19 protein-coding genes and 1 pseudogene are annotated in these 17,373 nt (G+C 63.6%); 11 read left to right on the top strand and 9 right to left on the bottom strand.

Features of this window, described 5'->3' with window-relative positions:
• A pseudogene (locus tag CAG22_RS26590) lies at positions 1-1,543 on the top strand (hypothetical protein); the annotation flags it as partial.
• On the top strand, positions 1,525-2,295 hold the full coding sequence (locus CAG22_RS28865) for a DUF6708 domain-containing protein (protein WP_256582458.1): 771 nt from the start codon (positions 1,525-1,527) through the stop codon (positions 2,293-2,295). The pseudogene CAG22_RS26590 and the gene CAG22_RS28865, both read left to right, overlap by 19 nt.
• 25 nt (positions 2,296-2,320) lie before the next feature.
• On the opposite strand, the gene CAG22_RS26580 is transcribed toward CAG22_RS28865, so the two are convergent.
• A complete protein-coding gene (locus tag CAG22_RS26580; RefSeq protein ID WP_085706500.1) occupies positions 2,321-3,214 on the bottom strand; it encodes a DUF2950 domain-containing protein in 894 nt (297 codons plus the stop codon).
• On the bottom strand, positions 3,211-4,674 hold the full coding sequence (locus CAG22_RS26575; protein ID WP_085706499.1) for a DUF3300 domain-containing protein: 1,464 nt from the start codon (positions 4,672-4,674) through the stop codon (positions 3,211-3,213). Before CAG22_RS26575 ends, CAG22_RS26580 begins: the two co-directional genes overlap by 4 nt.
• A 295-nt stretch (positions 4,675-4,969) precedes the next feature.
• Here CAG22_RS26575 and CAG22_RS26570 point away from each other — a divergent pair, with 295 nt between their 5' ends.
• Entirely contained in the window at positions 4,970-5,215 is a 246-nt protein-coding gene (locus tag CAG22_RS26570) for a hypothetical protein (protein ID WP_085693159.1), read from the top strand.
• 11 nt (positions 5,216-5,226) lie between these two features.
• On the opposite strand, the gene CAG22_RS26565 is transcribed toward CAG22_RS26570, so the two are convergent.
• Positions 5,227-5,886, bottom strand: a complete 660-nt coding sequence (locus tag CAG22_RS26565; RefSeq protein WP_075045073.1) for a VIT1/CCC1 transporter family protein — start codon at positions 5,884-5,886, stop codon at positions 5,227-5,229.
• A gap of 122 nt (positions 5,887-6,008) precedes the next feature.
• Here CAG22_RS26565 and CAG22_RS26560 point away from each other — a divergent pair, with 122 nt between their 5' ends.
• Together CAG22_RS26560 and CAG22_RS26555 are read left to right on the top strand one after the other, a co-directional pair.
• Positions 6,009-6,260: a hypothetical protein gene (locus CAG22_RS26560; RefSeq protein ID WP_025338907.1), complete on the top strand. Its 252-nt coding sequence runs from the start codon at positions 6,009-6,011 to the stop codon at positions 6,258-6,260.
• Positions 6,261-6,341: 81 nt separating this feature from the next.
• Entirely contained in the window at positions 6,342-7,061 is a 720-nt protein-coding gene (locus CAG22_RS26555) for a TorF family putative porin (RefSeq protein WP_025338906.1), read from the top strand.
• On the opposite strand, the gene CAG22_RS26550 is transcribed toward CAG22_RS26555, so the two are convergent.
• Positions 7,058-7,930 (bottom strand): DMT family transporter, encoded by an 873-nt coding sequence (locus CAG22_RS26550; RefSeq protein ID WP_085706498.1) that lies wholly within the window; start codon positions 7,928-7,930, stop codon positions 7,058-7,060. The genes CAG22_RS26555 and CAG22_RS26550 overlap by 4 nt on opposite strands.
• A 108-nt stretch (positions 7,931-8,038) precedes the next feature.
• On the bottom strand, positions 8,039-8,449 hold the full coding sequence (locus CAG22_RS26545; protein ID WP_025338904.1) for a RidA family protein: 411 nt from the start codon (positions 8,447-8,449) through the stop codon (positions 8,039-8,041).
• 227 nt (positions 8,450-8,676) lie between these two features.
• Here CAG22_RS26545 and CAG22_RS26540 point away from each other — a divergent pair, with 227 nt between their 5' ends.
• Positions 8,677-9,003 carry a hypothetical protein gene (locus CAG22_RS26540; protein WP_085706497.1) on the top strand — a complete coding sequence of 109 codons (327 nt, stop codon included), beginning with the start codon at positions 8,677-8,679 and terminating at the stop codon, positions 9,001-9,003.
• A gap of 44 nt (positions 9,004-9,047) precedes the next feature.
• Here CAG22_RS26540 and CAG22_RS26535 read toward each other — a convergent pair whose 3' ends face one another.
• Positions 9,048-9,260 carry a PLDc N-terminal domain-containing protein gene (locus tag CAG22_RS26535; protein ID WP_013972488.1) on the bottom strand — a complete coding sequence of 71 codons (213 nt, stop codon included), beginning with the start codon at positions 9,258-9,260 and terminating at the stop codon, positions 9,048-9,050.
• Positions 9,261-9,483: 223 nt separating this feature from the next.
• Entirely contained in the window at positions 9,484-9,954 is a 471-nt protein-coding gene (locus CAG22_RS26530; protein ID WP_085706496.1) for an FAD/FMN-containing dehydrogenase, read from the bottom strand.
• 161 nt (positions 9,955-10,115) lie between these two features.
• Between CAG22_RS26530 and CAG22_RS26525 the strand changes: the two genes are divergently transcribed.
• Positions 10,116-11,123 carry a GlxA family transcriptional regulator gene (locus tag CAG22_RS26525; protein ID WP_025338901.1) on the top strand — a complete coding sequence of 336 codons (1,008 nt, stop codon included), beginning with the start codon at positions 10,116-10,118 and terminating at the stop codon, positions 11,121-11,123.
• Positions 11,124-11,272: 149 nt separating this feature from the next.
• On the opposite strand, the gene CAG22_RS26520 is transcribed toward CAG22_RS26525, so the two are convergent.
• The gene (locus CAG22_RS26520; RefSeq protein WP_025338900.1) at positions 11,273-11,956 is read right to left on the bottom strand and encodes a TetR/AcrR family transcriptional regulator; all 684 of its coding nucleotides are present in this window, start codon (positions 11,954-11,956) and stop codon (positions 11,273-11,275) included.
• 118 nt (positions 11,957-12,074) lie between these two features.
• The gene (locus tag CAG22_RS26515; protein ID WP_085706495.1) at positions 12,075-12,959 is read right to left on the bottom strand and encodes a hypothetical protein; all 885 of its coding nucleotides are present in this window, start codon (positions 12,957-12,959) and stop codon (positions 12,075-12,077) included.
• Between the two features lie 196 nt (positions 12,960-13,155).
• Here CAG22_RS26515 and CAG22_RS26510 point away from each other — a divergent pair, with 196 nt between their 5' ends.
• The 4 genes from CAG22_RS26510 (at position 13,156) to CAG22_RS26495 (ending at position 17,247) form a co-directional block, all read left to right on the top strand.
• A complete protein-coding gene (locus CAG22_RS26510; protein WP_025338898.1) occupies positions 13,156-14,136 on the top strand; it encodes an aliphatic sulfonate ABC transporter substrate-binding protein in 981 nt (326 codons plus the stop codon).
• 16 nt (positions 14,137-14,152) lie between these two features.
• Positions 14,153-15,544 carry an LLM class flavin-dependent oxidoreductase gene (locus CAG22_RS26505; RefSeq protein WP_085706494.1) on the top strand — a complete coding sequence of 464 codons (1,392 nt, stop codon included), beginning with the start codon at positions 14,153-14,155 and terminating at the stop codon, positions 15,542-15,544.
• A 106-nt stretch (positions 15,545-15,650) separates the two neighbouring features.
• A complete protein-coding gene (locus tag CAG22_RS26500) occupies positions 15,651-16,487 on the top strand; it encodes a bifunctional allantoicase/(S)-ureidoglycine aminohydrolase (protein WP_013972924.1) in 837 nt (278 codons plus the stop codon).
• A gap of 160 nt (positions 16,488-16,647) precedes the next feature.
• Positions 16,648-17,247 (top strand): START domain-containing protein, encoded by a 600-nt coding sequence (locus CAG22_RS26495; protein ID WP_025338897.1) that lies wholly within the window; start codon positions 16,648-16,650, stop codon positions 17,245-17,247.
• Positions 17,248-17,373: the final 126 nt, after the last annotated feature.

Here is a 17,373-nt window from a genome sequence, read left to right as displayed (position 1 = left end):
GGTGTCGCTGACAGTGGGCGAATACATGAGCCTGCTCAATGAAGCCCTGGAGGCGCGGACCGATGCGTTTCTGCAGCAGGTAGACAAGCAGTTCCGTGATCCCCTGGGCCGCAAGGTGCGGGCCATGGTGCTCAGTGGCGCGATCAATATTGCGGCAGCGGGTAATCGTAGCCAGATGATCGAGGTGATGCTCTGGACGTTGGAAAGTGCAGAAAGTTTGCAGGCGCGGCTGGTGCAGTTGCGCGAGGGTGCAGCCGGTGGCGTCGGGGCGCTGGTACGCAATGTTGCGATTGGTGCGGGTACGCTGCGTGCGCAGGTTACGAGTGGTTTGAAGATCAGTTCTACGGCCGCGCAAAGCGTGGCAAGCGATGCGATGCGCAGCCTGCGGGATGCTGCAGCGAGTAGCGGAAGCGTGAAGCTGCTGCTTGCCTTGGGGGGCATATGGTTCCAGCAGGATAGCCTGGGCAAGAACTATCGGGCGTTGCAAGAGACGCATCAGGACAACCCGGAGGCGCTTGCGGCGATCTGGTCTTCCTCCCTGGGTTTGTTGGGGGCGAGTGTGGAGGCGGCAGGACTGGCTGTTGCAGTCATACGCCCGAAGATCCCGTGGCCCGGAACAGTGACGACAACGTCTTTGGGAACCGGTATTGCTCGATACGGCGCCGGCATTGCGGGAATAGCTGGAATGATGGATGGGGCACAGTACCTGTTCGCCAGCCTGCGTACTCATAAGCGCGGAGATTTAACGTCAGCAGATGGATACAGGACTGCGGGCATAATGGCTGGCGCTTCCGCCATTGCAGGTGTACTTGGAGCTTTCGGCCCCGCCACATTATTTGGCCCAATCGGTATAGCTATCATTCTAGGACTGGCCGCCTATGCAATAGCTTCCGAGGCGAAGCAAAACGAATCCTCTCCAACAGAGCTTTGGGCTCGTCAAAGCAGATGGGGATTATCTGAAGACAACCGTCTCTGGACCGAAGCCAAGCATCTTGACACTGCAATTGGTGCTTTGAATGCGGCAGCAATTGGCGTTCAAGCCGAGATTTCCATAAGGACTCAACTCACCAATCATACGAACATGCAGACTTCCGAACCAAAAGGGATGATCATCGGCAACGAGCCCGCAATAGCCGCAGAATACACACTTAATTATTACTTCCTCTTGCCTAAATACGCCGAGGGTACATCTCGCCATGAGTGGCATTTAAGCATTCATCGTACTGGCGCTCAAAGAGAAATCATTACCGTATCGGGTGATAGTACTCCGACTAACCAATTGCAGATCAGCCTACCAAAGGGAAAAGGAGTCTTCGGCCACATTGACAACCCACAGCCTTTGGTGCGTTTCAACAACAAGAACAGTACGTTGACCATACAGGGGACTCTGCCTTTGCTGGTAGATCATCACATCAACGCCATTGAATTTAGCCTGCGTTACTGGCCAGACAAGCAGGACGAACTTGGGCATGCCCATGTAACAATAACAGAAAACTACATGCACAGCTTGGAGCCCCTGACAAAATGGCCCGACCCTTATTAAATCCTGCCTGCCCGGGCTGGAAGGAAGACCTCCCCGCCCCTTACACAGTCAACTCAATAGAAAAATATATGGGCAATCAAATACCTAACCATCAGTGCATGACTTACTTAGAGATTCCGCGACAAAGCGTATCATCACGAGGGGTGATTTCAGCCTTTGCCTTCCTCTTGTGCATACTTTTCGCCTTTAGCCTTTACATGATGACACTTACGCTCGACCCCCGAAATTTTGAATCGCTGCTGCTCTCAATATCTGAAATCCTCCTGGTTACCTGGCTGGTTACTATAGGCCTTCGCATGGATATTTCTCCACCTCGCGACGAACCCATCAGGTTCAACCGGGCGCGCCAGAAAATCTACGCCTACAACTTCAAACGCCAATGGTGGAACCCCTTCGACAAAGGCCAGGTCGTGCCGGTCAGCTACGACTGGTCCCAAGTTCGTGCCGAGCGCTGGTCACAAACCGGCGCCCTGCCAAACGGTGGGGTCATTTTCAAATGGGGTGTCATGCTGTCCATCGTCGCGCCGGGCACGAACAACGTCATCGACCGTTTTCACCTGAGTACGATGGGTGCCGACCAGCATGCCTGGGCCTACATCTGCACCTACATGCAGGAAGGCCCCTCAGCCCTGCCACCACCCGGCCCCCCCAAGGATCACAACGATGTGCTCTGGTGTGAGTTCGCCCTGCGCCTGGCACCCAAAGTGAGCTGGCCAGCTGATATGGACCTTGAATCGCGAACCGCCCCTTGAACCGGCCACGGCGGGTGCGGCTCACTCAATCCCCCGCCGGCACATCCACCACCTTCCAGCTGTCATCCGGGTCGAAGCGTTTCATCTCCTTGGCCAGCTTGTCGCCTTGCGGCCCGAGGTCTTTCTCGAACACCTCGCCGTCATGGCTGATCATGAAGCTCATCACCCCGGTGTCATCGTACCTGGCCGGCCAGGCGACCATGGCGAAGCCACGGCTCATCTGGTTGCCGATCAGGTAGCTGTAGGCACCGCCGGGGGCGGATGGGCCCTGTGCATCGAGGATGCGGAAGTGGTAGCCATACCAGGCGTCGCCGACCATGTCCTGGCCGAACAGCGGGCCCAGCGGGCTGACCTGGCCATCGCCATCGTCATCCCAGTACAGCCCGTCATGCTTGCCGGGCTCGCTGAATATCTTCTGCGCGTATTCCAGCGCACCGTTGCCGTTGTGGTCCTGGCTGGCATAGTCCATCTGCGCATCGTGGTAGGCCAGCATCGACTGCATGGCGCCCAGCTCGTTGCGGCCAATACGCCGGGCGCGGATTTCAGAGCTACCGGCCTTGAGGTCGAAACGCCAACCCTGGCTGCCTTTGGTCAACGGTATGGGCAACGTCCAGTGATCACTGCCCACCGCGAGGATGGCCTTGTTTGCCCCCGACATGTCGATGCTGTGCTGCGCGCGATACTGCTCCAGGAACGTGTCCACGTCACTGCGTTGCACACCGCCGCGCGGTATGTAGGTACGCCAGTCATCGCCCAGCAACCGGGCCAGGCGGGCTTCATCAGGTTTCTCCTCGCCCAGCGCCGCGACAAAGGATTCCACGGCCTTCTCCGGTGTCGGGAAGACTTCCTGCGCAGCGGCCAGGGCTGACCAGGCCATACCGGCTGCGATTACCAGTGCCGCTATCGATTGGCGGTTCATCGACGGCCACCTCCCCCGCGGCGTGCGGGTGCACTGGGCCGGGAAATCTGTTGCCCGGCGGCACGCGATGCGCTCGGGCGCTGGGCGAACGACTGGCTGGTGCGGCCACGGCTGGCCTGCGCGCTGGTGCGCGAAGGTGAACGCACGCCGTCGAAGGCATTGTTACGCGCCCGGCCGGCGGTATTGGACGGCCGGTTTTGCGCCAGCTGCCGCCCCTGGCCTTCACCCTGCCTGCGCTGATTCACCTGGTTGTTCTGCTGCCGAGCCTGGGTGTTGCGGGTTTCCTGTCGGCGGTCGGTCGTCCGCGGGTTGTCGCTACGAGGTTGCATGCGGTTGCCGACCGAATTGCCCGCTTGCGCCTCGCGCATCTGCTGGCGTGCCTGGCGGTTGCTGGTGGCCGGCCGTTCGATGCCGGCCCGGTCCATCGACGCCCTGGCCTTGTCCCGCGCCTGGGCGCGCTGGGCGTCATCGCCGCGGAAGGCAGTACGCTGGGTGGCACCGTCCAGCTGGCGACCGTACTGCTGGCGGCTGCGGGAGTCGCGGTACGGCACGCCGTCGCGGTTGGCGGCGTTGTGCTGCCATTTGTTCTGGTTGTTGGTGATGCGGTTGTTGGCGTTGATGTTGTTGTAGCGGTTGACGTCGATGTCGATGTCGTTGTTGCCCCAGTCGCAGTCACCCCACAGCGAGGCAACGATCGCCACGCCGGTACCGAAGGCCAGGCCCGCCACCAGCGCGGAACCGGGGTAGTACATGGGCGGTGGCGGGTAGTACGCCGGCGGCGAAGCCGGGTAGGCCCAGGTGCCGTAGGTGGTGGTCGGGTTGTAAGTGGGCACATACACCACTTGCGGGTCGGACGGCTCGATGATGATGGTGGTGGGCGGGCTGCTGGCCGTAACCACCTGGGTGCTGCTACCGCTGGAGGCCGGTGCCGGTGCCGGGGCGGTCTGCACGGTCACGTTCTGGTACTGGTTGCTCTGCAGGTTGCCGGCGGCCTGGGCCTGGTGACGCAGGCGCTGCACGCCGCCCATGACATCGTCGGGCTGCGCGAGGAAGGCGTCGCCCAGCCGCTGCACCCAGACCGGGTCCTGCCCCAAGGTTGCCAGCACCTGCGGGAAGGCCACCAGCGCTTGTACGCTTGGGTCCCAGGGTTGATTCGCCACCTTCTTGACGGCATCGTCGCCGGTGGCCTTGGGGTTGGCCTTGGACCAGGTCACCGCTTCGCTCACCTGCCCCGGATAAGTGGAGGCCATCAATACCTGGGCCAGCAGCGCATCGGGGTACAGCGCGATGGGCGCGAGCATCTGGTCCAGTTGCTCCTGGGTGAACACCGGGTCCTTGGCCGCGACCGTGTCGGCTTGTGGTGCCGGGTCGGGGGCAGGTACGTCTTCTGCCAGCACCAGGCCGGGCGTGGCGCTCAGATACAGGATTACCGACAGGACCGCTGACAGTGGGATGCGCATCGCTTCTCTCCATGAGATCAGACCGCGTGGATTAAGGGTAGCAATGGCGATGCTTTTGGCCAGATGTGCGGGCGCAAACTTTTCGCGCTCTAAAGGTGAGGGTGGTTGCTGCTTTTGAATCTATATCAGGGCTGGGCTGAGATCTGTAATTGACTGTACCGGCCCTTTCGCGGGCGCGCCCGCTCCCACAGGGTCACCACAGGTTCGAACATTGTGGAGTACCTGTGGGAGCGGGCGTGCCCGCGAAGAGGCCGGTGCATGCACAAGACCGTATCCAAAAAAGGAGCCCACCCTGATGAACACGCCCCGCCTCATCGCCGTGATCATGCTGGCCGTGCTCTGCACCTCGGCCTGGGCGGCCACCGACCGCGCCGAACGGCGCCGCGAGGCCCGCGATGTGCGGCAGGAAACCCGCCAGGACGCGCGGCAGACCAAACAGGACTGCCGCCACGCCGACCAGCAAAGCAACGCCGGCTGCCGACAGGACAAACGCCACACCAAGCAGCAAGGCCGTGAGCGCGCCCGCGACATGAAATATTGAGCGGGCGGTGCTCAGCCGCCCAAGGCGATGATCGCCAGGATCAGTGACGCACCGACTACCGCCAGGACCACGCCGGTCAACAGCGTACGGCCACCGGAATAGCGTGCCAGCAGCCAGCCCGCAAGGAAGAGCATGGCCAGGGCGACCAGGTTCGATACACGGATGGCCGTACCGGTGGTCTCGATCAGCAGGAACGGAATGACCATCGGGAAGGTTGCCAGTACCACCAGCAGGAAAGTGGCCAGGGCCGCCTTGAAATCATCCAGCCCCAGGCGTGCCGGCAGCGGGCGGCCAGCATCACGCAGCATGCGCCCGCGCAGCATCTCCAGCCCGTCTTCATCCAGTGCCAGGCCGATGCGCTCTGGCAACGTATCGGCAATCAACCTGCGCCCCTGGTTGATATCACCGGCTTGCAGGCGGGCCAGCAAGGTCCGGCTGCGGGTGCGTTCGGTCCAGGTACGCAGCAGGTAGATGACGGCATCGGCCAGGCCCCAGGCCAGGTTGCAGCCGAGCGCGGCAATCAGCATCAGCCGCGCGTCTTCGCGCCCTGCGGTGGCCACGCTCAGCGAGCCGATGAAGGTCATCGCCATCAACAGGCCGAAGATGACTTCGGTGATCCGGTCGATCGGTTCCAGCACGCCCCATTTACGCGGTTGCTCGTCTTGCCCCATCGCACCCTCCCAGGAACCATCGATAGTCACTATCGAGAATGGCAATTTCTGCCGAACGACATGGCCGAATAACCTAGCTCCATCGACTCGCCGCCCACCACCCCGGCCCCTGGAGCTACCTGATGAACACCTTGGCCCGCCTGCTGTCCGCCACCCTTGCCGTTATTGCCATCGCCATCATCAGCGGCTGTGCCAGCCACCCCGAACTGCGCCCTTACACCGCCGAAGAAACCCGTCAGCTGCAACTGGAAGCCTTGCAACGCCGTGGCCTGTCGCTGGACGACTACGAGCAGCAACGGCGGGTAATCCAGCGTGCCGGCAACCTGCCTGTGGTGACCGAAGCTGCCGACGCCGACCGTTCGACCAAAGGCTGAGTGGGCTAGTCAGCGGTTCCCTCCCGTTACCTGCACAGGTATGCTCTACCGCTCAACCGCAAGCCTTCCAGGACGGAGACCATGACCAGGCCCCTTCTGTTGCTGAGTGCTGCACTGCTGTTCAGCCCCATGCTGCTGGCCCAACAGATCAAACGCGAACTGGGCGGCTTCGACTTCACGCTCGGCACCACCCCCTCACGCAGCATGGCCCAGGGGCTGATATCGCCCAGCGCCATCGGTGCATTCCACGGCGGCCTCGACTTCAGCCACCCCAGCGGCTGGTACCTTGGCCAGTACGCCCCGAGCATGGGCGTGACGCCCGACTCCACCCTGCGGCTGGACAGTTACCTGGGCTACAAGCACCAGTTCGACAGTAGCCTGGGTTACGAGGTGGGGTTGATCCATTATAGTCAGCCAAACATCTCAGGCCCCGACAGCTATGCCCTGTACGGCGGCGTTTCGGTGCTGGGCAGCCGTTTCGGTGGAGCGCTGCGCAACAACCCCGACAACCGCACCGGCACGCTATTCGCAGACTTCGGCCAATTGCCACTGTTTGACGTCGACCTGAGCGTCAAGCTCGCCCATCACCGTCTGGGTACGCCATTCACCATTGGTGATGGCAGCCAAGTGAATGCCTTTTCCGATTGGTCGCTGGAGCTGTCCCGGCCCTGGCTCGGCATCGACCTGAACCTGATCTACAGCAACTCCAACCTCAGTGGAGGCGGGTGTGATGCGTACTCGGGCATCAACACCTATTGCAACAGCATGGTCACGCTCAAGGCGCAACGCAGTTTCTTTTAACGCCGTGGCGCCAGCGCCAGGGCGATACCGCCCAGCACCACCACGCACGCCACCAGCAAGCGCAACGACAATGGCTCGCCGATCAGGCCAACCCCGCCCAACGCCGCAATCACCGGGACGCTGAGTTGCATGGTCGCCGCCTGTTGCGCGCTGACTTGCCTGACCACGCCGTACCACACGGCATAGCCCGCACCTGAGGCCAGCACACCGGAGCCCAGCGCATACAGCAAGCCGAGCGGGCTCAGGTGCAAGCCAGCGCCCAGCAACAGCATCGGCGCCAGCAGCACCAGGCACGGCAGGCTCCGGGCGAAATTGCCGGCAGTGTCGGCCAGCGGCCTGGGTGAGCCTTTGCCCAACAGCGTGTACACGCCCCAGGCCACGCCGGACAGGGCCATCAGCAAGGCACTGGCAAAGGGTGGCGCCGCGGTACCGGGCAACAGCAGCACCAGCAGGCCGGCGAAGGCGATCAGCATGCCCAGCAGCATCCGCGCGGTGATAGGTTCGCCTTTGTACCAGGCAAAGCCGAACATGGTGATCTGCACCGCGCCGAACAGCAGCAACGCACCCGCGCCTGCGCCCAGCTGCAGGTACGCCGCAGAAAACAGGAACGCGTACAGGAACAGTGCCAGGCCGCCGCGCCAGCTGCCCCCCATGGCAAGCGCGGGTTTGCGCAGGCGGATCAACAGCAGCAGAAACAGTGCACCACTGGCCAGGCGCACCACGGTGAAGGATGCCGGGTCGATGGCCCCGTCCTTCAGCGCCAGCCGGCAGAACACCGAGTTGGCAGCGAAGGCCACCAGGCTGAAAAGTGCAGGCCAGAGCCAGGCCCGGGCCTTGCGGTCGGTGAGCGTGGTGGTGCCGGTGCTCATGGTGTGGTCACCTCTGAGATCAATTGTTGTCATGGCGGCCATGCTGGTAGGGCCAGCACCGATATACAACATAGTATTTATCTGACGCCACCACCGAATCGCCCGGACCTATACCGCTGCCACCGCCTCGATCTCCACCAGCATGCCGTCCAGCGCCAGCCGGGGTACCGGTATCAGCGTGCAGGTCGGCTTCATGCAAGGGCCCCAGGCCCTGTCAGCCTCGGCTACCCACTCACGCAGGCGCGTTTCGGAATGCTCGACGATCAGCAGGGTCAGCTTGAACACCTGGGCCAGGCTGGCGCCTTTCGACGCCAGGGCAACCTCCAGGTTGGCCAGTGCCTGGCGCGCCTGCTCGGCGAACAGCGGCGACAGCTGCCCGTTGCGGCCCTCCCCGCCCTGGCCGGCGATGAACAGCAGGCGGCTGTCGGCATGCACCTCGGCGACATGGGAATAGGCGTTGCCGCTGGGGTCGTACAGGCCTTCGGGATTGCTCAGCTGGAACGCGGTTGAATGGCTCACGGTAAACCCTCGATCAGTTGGAAGAGGGACGGAGTATCGAACCTTGAGTTAACTCGAGGTCAAGCGCGGTTTTCAGGGGCGGGCTTGCCCGCGAAACAGGCGTCGAGTGTAGGACGTTTCGCACAGCGCACGAGCTTCCGTGAACCACGCGTTCATATGCGAAGTGGCCGTCAGGCGCTAGATTGCGAGGCCCGGCATGGAGGCCTGTACGTAACAAGGATAAAGCGATGAGCAAATACAATTTCCAACTGGCCTACACCATCAAGCCAAACAACCCTGCCCGAGATGAAACCGATGCGGCGCAGGCCCGTCTGCACCTGCGCGAGAAAATTGGCCTGAACACCGTCGAGCACATTGAGACCACCCTGCTCGGGATGGTCACACTCAAAGGCGCCACACTTGCAGAGCGCAAGCGCGAAGCCGAAAAGCTGCTTCACGACTACATCCATGAAGCGCTCAAGCAACTGCGTGTGCTGTCGACCGTGAAGTTCTACGGTTGCCTGATGGTGGACGGGCTGGGCGCAGCCATTCGCTTCGACATCCTGCCCAAATGAACAGCGACGGCATCAGGCGCCCCCGCGCCTGATGCCGCGCACCGTCATTTTTCCTGCAGTACCGCCCTGCCCTTCACCGCCCGAGGCCCGCGCCAGGCCCAGAACAGCAAACCGGGGAATGGCGCGTAGACCACGAACACGATCCACAGCATCTTGCGTTCGGCGCGCCGGTCACTGCCGATGATGTGCCAGATGGCCCAGATTTCCAGCAGGATCACAAAGGCCGCGACGATGATCCAGATCGTTCCGATTTCCATAGCGCTCTCCCATTTGGCATGTAATGGGTTGGGTTGCAGAGGCTGCCGAGGGTTCAGATTGATTTGGCTGGCGGCATGGCACCGCGGCCCGTTGTAGGAGCGGCCTTGTGTCGCGATGGGCTGCGCAGCAGCCCCAGGATTTTTGCCCTACGAAAGACCGCAGGGGGCTGCTTTGCAGCCCATCGCGACACAAGGCCGCTCCTACAGGGTGCAGTGACAGCTCTCAATGCCGTGGTGCAGTCTCCAGCGCCGCCTTCAACGCCGGCGCATCGGCAAATGCCCGCTGGCTCACCAGCTTGCCTTGCTCCAGTTGCAACCACTGCACCTGGCCATCCTGCACGGGATAACGGCTGGCCACCCGCCCGTCACGGTCGAGCAGCACTCGGTAGTTGTAATCGCGCATGGCGGGGATGGCGAACAGCTTGCTGATCAGCGCCGGCATGCGCTGGATGTCGGCGACGAACACCGCATCGCGCGCCTCCAGGTAACCCTTGGGCTGTTCGGCCAGCGCCGCCTTCACCAGCTTGGCACCGTCCATGTCGCGCGCCACCAGCAGGATGTGCGTACCGGCGCCGAGGCTGTAAGCCTGGTCGTGCTGGTCGAGCAGTGTCCACGGGGCGAGCTTGTCGCCCGGTTCCAGGGCATTGGCCAGCAATGGCATCAGGCAAAGCAACAGAGCAGCGGCGTACTTCATCAAGGGTATCCTCAGTCACGGGAGCATCAGCATAGCGGCAACCGGCCAAGCCAGACAGGTTGCCTGAACACGACCTGGAACACGACACGGCCACCCGGGAGATTGTCTTTCCCCCGGCCACCCGCCACACTCTCGAGGCCAGCCAGGAAGCGGAGTCCAGAGTGCCCACGCCACGCCAGTTCAGCAAGAAGACCAGTACCAGCAACATGCTGCGGCTGAAGTCCACCAGCGCCAATGCCCAGGCCCCCTATCGGGTCGATTTCGTATTGCTCGAACACTTCTCGATGGCCAGCTTCACCGTGGCCATGGACGTGCTGGTCACGGCCAACCTGCTGCGCGCCGACAGCTTCCAGTTCACCCCGCTGTCGCTGGAAGGCGACCGCGTGCTCAGCGACCTGGGGCTGGAGCTGGTGGCCACCGAGTTGTCCGCCGAGGCGCTGAAGGAGCTGGACCTGCTGGTGATCTGCGGCGGCCTGCGCACGCCATTGAAGTACCCCGAGCTCGACCGCCTGCTGGGTGATTGCGCGGCCCACGGCATGGCCCTGGGCGGGTTGTGGAACGGCGCGTGGTTCCTTGGCCGCGCCGGGGTGCTGGACGACTATGGCTGCAGTATCCACCCCGAACAGCGCGCCAGCCTGTCCGAGCGCAGCCCGCAGACGCGGATCACCCCGGCCAGCTTCACCCTCGACCGCGACCGCCTCAGCGCTGCCAGCCCCAATGGCGCCATGGAGCTGATGCTCGGCCTGGTGCGCCGGCTGTATGGCGACGGCCTGGCCGAAGGCGTCGAGGAAATCCTGTCGTTCTCCGGTGCCCGCTACCGCCAGGTCGGCCCAGGCGCGAAGAAATCCATGAGCCTGCACCTGCGCACCATCGTCGAACTGATGGAGAACAACCTCGAGGAAACCCTCAGCCTCGACCAGCTGGCCGCCTACAGCGGGCGCTCGCGCCGGCAGATCGACCGCCTGTTCCAGGCCCAGCTGGGCACTTCGCCGCGGCGTTACTACATGGAGCTGCGCATCACCAAGAGCCGCCGCCTGTTGCAATATTCCGACCTGTCGGTGATGGAAGTGGCAGTGGCTTGCGGGTTTGTTTCGGTGTCGCACTTCAGCAAATGCTACGCGGCTTACTTTGGCTACCCGCCGTCGCGTGAGCAGCGGTTGGGCGAGTGAGCGCCAAGGCGTCATTCATGTGTCGCCTGGGCCGGCCCTTTCGCGGGTAAACCCGCTCCCACAGGTACTGTGCAAATCTTTGGGACAGCGGCGATCCTTGTGGGAGCGGGTTTACCCGCGAAGAGGCCGGCCCAGGCACTAGAGAACTTTCAGGGGCGGCGCTCGATCTGGATGTACCGCAACACCGCATCACAGATCATGGCCTTGTGACGCAGCTTGACCTGCTCATCGGACAGGTCGATCTGGAAGATCTCGCCAAAGGTATGGCGGTTCGAAACCCGGTAGAAGCAGAACGAGCTCATCAGCATGTGCAGGTCGATGACCTCGATGCCGGCGCGGAACACACCTTCCTGCACCCCACGTCGCAAGGTACTGCCCAGGGCCTCGAGCACCAGGCTGCTCATTTCGCGAATCGCCGGCGACTGCTTGACGTACTCGCCGTAGTGGATGTTTTCGGTGCAGATGATCCGCACGAAATCGACGTTGCGGTCGTGGTGATCGAAGGTGAACTCCACCAGCCGGCGGATAGCCTGCTCGGCCGGCAGCGACTCCAGGTCCAGGCTTTGCTCGGTCTTGCGGATGTCGCCGTACAGCTTGATCAGGCACTCGCAGTACAGCTGCTCCTTGCTGCCGAAGTAGTAGTAGATCATGCGCTTGGAGGTGGCGGTGCGCTCGGCGATGGCGTCGACGCGGGCACCGGCCAGCCCTTGCTGGACGAACTCGTTGATGGCGGCCTGGAGGATGTCCTCGCGCGTTTTCTCGGGGTTGTTCTTGCGCGTCTTGCGCCCCCCTTCGGTTTCAGGCTGGCCGAGGCTGACTACGGAATCACTCATACCCACTCACAGGCTGTTTATTGGAATGGAGGGATTATCCGCGAGCGCGGCCATGCAGGGAAGCGCGCTGTTGGTCGGGTAGCCATCACCCACGGCTGCTGCCCAGCCAGGCGCGGGGTCAGTCGCGCTGGGCGGTATTGCGCTCCAGCGGCGGGGTCAGGTGCAGGACGCGGTTGCGCCCGCCTTCGGCCAGCAGGTAGCCGCCCTTGCCATCGGCAACGATCGACTGCGGCGCCTTGAGGAACGACAGCACGGTCTGCCGCGTGCCGTCGGCGCCGATGCGCAGCAGCCGGGCCCGGTGGGTGTTGTCTTCGCTGATCCACAGGCCGCGCTGGTCGCAGAACAGGAACGTCGGGTTGCGCAGGCCATCGACCACCACCGGGTCCCGGCCATCGTCGGACAGGGCGCGGACCTTGCCGTTGGCCTTTTCGGTATACAGCAGACGCCCGTCGCTGCAGCGGGTCAGGCCTTCGGTTTCGGTCAGGCCGGAGCGCAGCACATCGAGCTGGCCGCTGCGCCAGTCATAGCGCATCAAACGGCCATTGCCCTTGCGGTCCTCGATGGCGTACAGGTGCTCGCCGTCGTTCCACAGGCCCTGCACGCTCTCGCCATCGAACAGCCGCGTGATCTGGCCATCGCGGGCCAGGCTCACCGGGGCAAACCCGCCTTCCTGGCTGAACACCCAGCCTCCCTGCGCCGCCACCATGCCGTCGGGCTTGGACAGGTTGTCGATGACCACCACCCGATCACCTTGGGCGGTGATCCTGAGGATGCTGCCACGGCCATCGTCCAGTTCGCGGCTGACCAGCAGGCTGCCATCGGCTTGCGGCAACAGCGACGCGGCCTTGGTCACGTCGCGGTGCAGCACCTCGACGCCCCAGCCGGAGGCGGCCTGGACCGGGTAGAAACTCTGCCAGGCAAAGAAGCCCAGGGTGGCCGTGAGCAGGCCGGCGGTGGCGGCCAAGGCGATGCGGGTGCTGCGCTTGCGCAGGATGTGCGACATGTAGGGCTCCTCGGGAATGCCGGGGAGCCTAGCAAGCGAATGTGAAAAAAATGTCGAAATGGACCAACCATTACAAAACAAAAGGATATAAAAATAACAAAACAATCTAACAAATAGGAATATAAAAATTGAAAGCCAAACGCCACCTCCTTAGTCTGGGCACATCGTTTCCCTTCCAGATCAAGGAGCAATGCCCATGCCCGCCCGTGCCTTCTCCCCCTTGCGCCGCCTGTTGATCGGCGGCTTGCTGGCCAGTGTCGCCAGTACCCTGTTGCCCTGGTCCCAAGCCCTGGCCGACGAGGCCAGGACCCTGCGCATCGGTTACCAGAAGTTCAACAGCATCAACATCCTCAAAGGCAGCGGCGCCCTGGAGAAGGCCCTGGCACCGCAAGGCGTGAAAGTCAGCTGGCACGAGTTCGCCGCCGGCCCGCAGTTGCTCGAAGCCTTGAGCACCGGCGCCATCGACCTCGGCCATGCCGCCGACGCACCCTCGGTGTTCGCCCAGGCCGCAGGCAAGCCGGTAGTGTACCTGGCCGCCGAGCAACCCTACCCACGCGGTATCGGCCTGGTGGTGCGCGAGCAGGACCACCTGGCCAGCGTGCAAGACCTCAAGGGCAAGCGCGTGGCCACCGGCCGCGGCTGGAACGCCCAGTACCTGCTGGCCGTTGCCTTGGAACAGGCCGGCCTCAGCTACCAGGACATCACCCCGGCCTACGTCAACAACGCCGCCGATGCCGTGGCTGCCCTGCAATCGGGCAGCGTCCAGGCCGTGACCCTGTGGGACCCGTTCCTCGCCGCGGCAGAAAGCCAGCCGGGCCTGAAGAACCTGCGCGACGGCAGCGGCCTGTCCAACAACCGCACCTTCTACCTGTCCACCGCCAGCTTCGCCGACCAGCATCGCGCTTTGCTGAAGACCTTCTTCGCCGAACTGGGCAAGGTCAGCCAGTGGGCCAATGCCAAGCCTGCGGAAGTTGCCGCGCTGCTGGCCCCGCAACTGGGGATCAACGCCAACGTGCTGCAAGTGGCGAGCGAGCGGCGCAACTACAACGCCGTGGCCATTACCCCGCAGATCGTTGCCGAGCAACAGAAGCTGGCCGATACCTTCCAGGGCCTGGGCCTGATTCCACGCAAGCTTCAGGTGGCCGACGCGGTCTACCCGGCTTCCGTATTGCCTTGAGCGGAGCCCGCCCACCATGCCCCGCCCGATTCGCTTCAACGCCTTCAGCATGAATGCCGCCAGCCACCAGTCCCCCGGCCTGTGGCGCCACCCGCGCAACACCAGCGTGGCCTTCAACCGCCTGGGCTACTGGACCGACCTGGCCCGCCTGCTCGAACGCGGCCTGTTCGATGCCCTGTTCATCGCCGATGTGCTGGGCATCTACGACGTCTACCAGGGCGGCCCCGAAGCCGCCCTGCGCGGTGGCGTGCAGGTGCCGGTCAACGACCCGCTGCTGCTGGTGCCGGCCATGGCCGGGGTTACCGAGCACCTGGGCTTCGGCGTCACCTTCTCGCTCACCTACGAACACCCCTACCCGTTCGCCCGGCGCATGTCGACGCTCGACCACCTGAGCAATGGCCGGGTCGGCTGGAACATCGTCACCGGCTACCTCGACAGCGCCGCACGCAACCTGGGCCTGGCGCGCCAGCTGGGCCACGACCAGCGCTATGACCTGGCCGAGGAATACCTGCAGGTGCTGTACAAGCTCTGGGAGAAAAGCTGGGACGACGATGCGGTGCTGCTGGAGCGTGACAGCGGGCGCTATATCGAACCCACCCGGGTGCACCCCATCAACCATGTGGGTGAGCACTTCCAGGTGCCGGGCATGCACCTGTGCCAACCTTCGCCGCAACGCACGCCGGTGCTGTTCCAGGCCGGTGCTTCGGCACGCGGCCAGCAGTTCGCGGCGCGGCACGCCGAATGCGTGTTCATCAGCGGGCCGACGCCCACGGTACTGCGCCGCTACGCCGACGGCATCCGCCAGGCCAGCGAGGTGGCCGGGCGTGGCCGGGACGAGGTGCTGATCTACGCCCAGGCGCTGTTGATCGTCGCCCCTACCCGGGAGGAGGCCGAGGCGCGCTTCGCCGAATACCGCCGTTATGTCGACCTGGACGCCGCCCTGGCGCTGCTGTCGGGCTGGACCGGCATCGACTTTGCCGGCCTCGACCCCGATGCGCCCATCGAATACGTCGAGAACGATGCCGGCCGCGCGGCCCTGGCCGCCTTCACCGCCGCCGACCCGAACCGCCGCTGGACCGTGCGCGAGGCTGCCGAGTTCGTTGGCCTGGGCGGCCGTCGCCCGGTGCTGGTGGGTGCTGCCAGCGAGGTGGCCGACCAGCTGGAAAGCTGGCTGGACCAGACCGGCATCGATGGCTTCAACCTGACCTACGCAGTGCAACCGGACGACCTGGCAAATGTGGTCGAGCTGCTGGTGCCGGAGTTGCAACGCCGTGGCCGCTACCCGCTGAGTCATGCCGAAGGCACCTTGCGCCACAAGCTGTTCGGCCAGGGCGACCGCTTGCCGGAAGGGCACGCTGGCCGGCAGGTTCGCATTCAGCCGGCAAATACCGGGTATTCCAACATTTAATTTGTGGATGGCGCACACTCGACCCTATTCTGTCGCCACATCCCCTGCGCCGCACCGGCCGGTGCGGTTCACGGCATGGGGAGAGAACAACAAGTCGAGATCGTCCATGTCGAACCATTCGTACTTCGCCCCCCACGGTGGGCACCCGGCTCAGACCGAGCTGCTGACTGACCGTGCCATGTTCACCGAAGCCTATGCCGTCATCCCCAAGGGCGTGATGCGTGACATCGTCACCAGCCACCTGCCGTTCTGGGACAAGATGCGCATGTGGGTCATCGCCCGCCCGCTGACCGGTTTTGCCGAAACCTTCTCCCAGTACATCGTCGAAGTGGCCCCGGAAGGCGGCAGCGAACGCCCTGAGCTGGACCCGAACGCCGAAGCCGTGGTGTTCATCGTCGAAGGCGAACTGGACATCACCGTCGAAGGCAAGCACCACACCCTGGTACCGGGCGGCTACGCCTTCCTGGCCCCGGGCGCCGAGTGGAGCCTGCGTAACAACAGCAAGTCCAACGTCACCTTCCACTGGCTGCGCAAGCACTACCAGAAGGTCGAAGGCCTGGACGTTCCCGAGTCGTTCGTCACCCACCGTGACAACGCCACCGTCATCGAGATGCCGGGCACCGAAGGCCGCTGGGTCACCACCCGCTTCGTCGACATGGCCGACATGCGCCACGACATGCACGTGAACATCGTCACCTTCCAGCCGGGCGGCGTGATCCCGTTCGCCGAGACCCACGTGATGGAACACGGCCTGTACGTGCTGGAAGGCAAGGCAGTGTACCGCCTGAACCAGGACTGGGTCGAAGTGGAAGCCGGCGACTTCATGTGGCTGCGCGCCTTCTGCCCGCAAGCCTGCTACGCCGGCGGCCCAGGCAAGTTCAGCTACCTGCTGTACAAGGACGTGAACCGTCACGTGCACCTGACGCTCAACCCTAAGCGTTGATGCATTGGGGGCGCTTTGCGCCCCTTTCGCGACACAAGGCCGCTCCCACAAAAGTACGGTGTACGCCGAACCCTGTGGCAGCGGCCTTGTGTCGCGAAAGGGCTGCAAAGCAGCCCCATTAGCCGCATACTGAAAATCCTGCCCCCGCGCGGTACCAGCCATGAACCGCTGCCTGCTGCTCGCCGCCCTGCTGCTCTGCACCCCCGCCCCAGCCGCCGATGACTGGAACCTGGCCTACGACCGCGAAGGCATCCGCGTTTACCTGAGCGCCGCCCCCGACTCGCCCTACCAGCAATTCCGGGGTGTCAGCACCATGAAAGCCAGCGTTCGCACGCTCACCGACCTGCAGGAGAACCTGCGGGTCGCCTGCAAGTGGCTGTACGCCTGCGCCGAGATGCGCCTGCTGGATGTGCAGGGCGAAAACACCTGGGTGTACCTGACTACCAACCTGCCGTGGCCGACAATGCCGCGGGACATCGTGCTGAAGGTCACCACCGAACGCCTGGACGACGGCACGCTGTTGCGCCACCTGAGCGCCGAGCCAGACAGGATCCCCAAGGTAGATGGGCTGATCCGTGTGCAGCAGCTCAACGGCGAGTGGCGGATGAAACCGCTGGGTGAGCGCAGGACCGAGGTGACCTACCAACTGCAGGCCGACCCTGCCGGGGATGTGCCGGGGTGGCTGGCCAACCGGTTTGTGGTGGATGCGCCAGTGGTGACGTTGCGGACCTTGCGGGCGGTGGCCGAGCGCCAGCCCTAGAGGGTGTTGAAAACCTGCACCGGCCTCATCGCCGGCAAGCCAGCTCCCACAGGTACAGCGTTGCTCTCGAGGTTGTCGCTGTACCTGTGGGAGCGGCCTTGTGTCGCGAAAGGGCCGCAACGCGGC

The sequence above is a fragment of the Pseudomonas sp. B8(2017) genome (assembly GCF_002113575.1).
Lineage (GTDB): Bacteria > Pseudomonadota > Gammaproteobacteria > Pseudomonadales > Pseudomonadaceae > Aquipseudomonas > Aquipseudomonas putida_Z.
This window is presented reverse-complemented; position numbering and strand designations above follow the sequence as displayed.

Bases quoted from the DNA above. Each gene is read 5' to 3' on its own strand.
- CAG22_RS26550 (WP_085706498.1), bottom strand. From the start codon at position 7,930: ATGAGCACCGGCACCACCACGCTCACCGACCGCAAGGCCCGGGCCTGG.
- CAG22_RS26560 (WP_025338907.1), top strand. From the start codon at position 6,009: ATGAACACCTTGGCCCGCCTGCTGTCCGCCACCCTTGCCGTTATTGCC.
- CAG22_RS28865 (WP_256582458.1), top strand. From the start codon at position 1,525: ATGGCCCGACCCTTATTAAATCCTGCCTGCCCGGGCTGGAAGGAAGAC.
- CAG22_RS26505 (WP_085706494.1), top strand. From the start codon at position 14,153: ATGCCCCGCCCGATTCGCTTCAACGCCTTCAGCATGAATGCCGCCAGC.
- CAG22_RS26515 (WP_085706495.1), bottom strand. From the start codon at position 12,959: ATGTCGCACATCCTGCGCAAGCGCAGCACCCGCATCGCCTTGGCCGCC.
- CAG22_RS26535 (WP_013972488.1), bottom strand. From the start codon at position 9,260: ATGGAAATCGGAACGATCTGGATCATCGTCGCGGCCTTTGTGATCCTG.
- CAG22_RS26580 (WP_085706500.1), bottom strand. From the start codon at position 3,214: ATGAACCGCCAATCGATAGCGGCACTGGTAATCGCAGCCGGTATGGCC.
- CAG22_RS26555 (WP_025338906.1), top strand. From the start codon at position 6,342: ATGACCAGGCCCCTTCTGTTGCTGAGTGCTGCACTGCTGTTCAGCCCC.
- CAG22_RS26540 (WP_085706497.1), top strand. From the start codon at position 8,677: ATGAGCAAATACAATTTCCAACTGGCCTACACCATCAAGCCAAACAAC.
- CAG22_RS26530 (WP_085706496.1), bottom strand. From the start codon at position 9,954: ATGAAGTACGCCGCTGCTCTGTTGCTTTGCCTGATGCCATTGCTGGCC.
- CAG22_RS26575 (WP_085706499.1), bottom strand. From the start codon at position 4,674: ATGCGCATCCCACTGTCAGCGGTCCTGTCGGTAATCCTGTATCTGAGC.
- CAG22_RS26510 (WP_025338898.1), top strand. From the start codon at position 13,156: ATGCCCGCCCGTGCCTTCTCCCCCTTGCGCCGCCTGTTGATCGGCGGC.
- CAG22_RS26565 (WP_075045073.1), bottom strand. From the start codon at position 5,886: ATGGGGCAAGACGAGCAACCGCGTAAATGGGGCGTGCTGGAACCGATC.
- CAG22_RS26500 (WP_013972924.1), top strand. From the start codon at position 15,651: ATGTCGAACCATTCGTACTTCGCCCCCCACGGTGGGCACCCGGCTCAG.
- CAG22_RS26495 (WP_025338897.1), top strand. From the start codon at position 16,648: ATGAACCGCTGCCTGCTGCTCGCCGCCCTGCTGCTCTGCACCCCCGCC.
- CAG22_RS26520 (WP_025338900.1), bottom strand. From the start codon at position 11,956: ATGAGTGATTCCGTAGTCAGCCTCGGCCAGCCTGAAACCGAAGGGGGG.
- CAG22_RS26570 (WP_085693159.1), top strand. From the start codon at position 4,970: ATGAACACGCCCCGCCTCATCGCCGTGATCATGCTGGCCGTGCTCTGC.